This window comes from Streptomyces murinus (genome assembly GCF_002154555.1).
GTDB lineage: Bacteria > Actinomycetota > Actinomycetes > Streptomycetales > Streptomycetaceae > Streptomyces > Streptomyces murinus.
The window spans coordinates 1-254 of sequence record NZ_MUNF01000809.1; the positions used below are offsets into that span (position 1 = coordinate 1).

General features: G+C 69.3%; 1 protein-coding gene. It reads left to right on the plus strand.

What is annotated here, in order from left to right; all coding sequences use genetic code 11:
• The coding region (locus CCN72_RS41095; protein ID WP_244174637.1) for a molybdopterin cofactor-binding domain-containing protein at window positions 1-254 on the plus strand (254 nt) is incomplete at both ends.

Below are 254 nucleotides of genomic sequence, written 5' to 3' on the forward strand. Positions count from 1 at the left end.
CTCGCCACCCACCACGGGCGGGGCATGATCCAGGACATCGAGGTCGCGGCCACCCGGGAGGGCCGGCTGCTCGGTCTGAAGGTGGACCTGCTCGCGGACATGGGCGCCTATCTGATGCTGGTGACACCGGGCATCCCGATCCTGGGCGCGTTCATGTACCCGGCGATCTACAAGATGGACTCCTACGAGTTCACCTGCACCGGGGTCTTCACCACCCGCACCCCCACCGACGCCTACCGGGGCGCCGGCCGCCC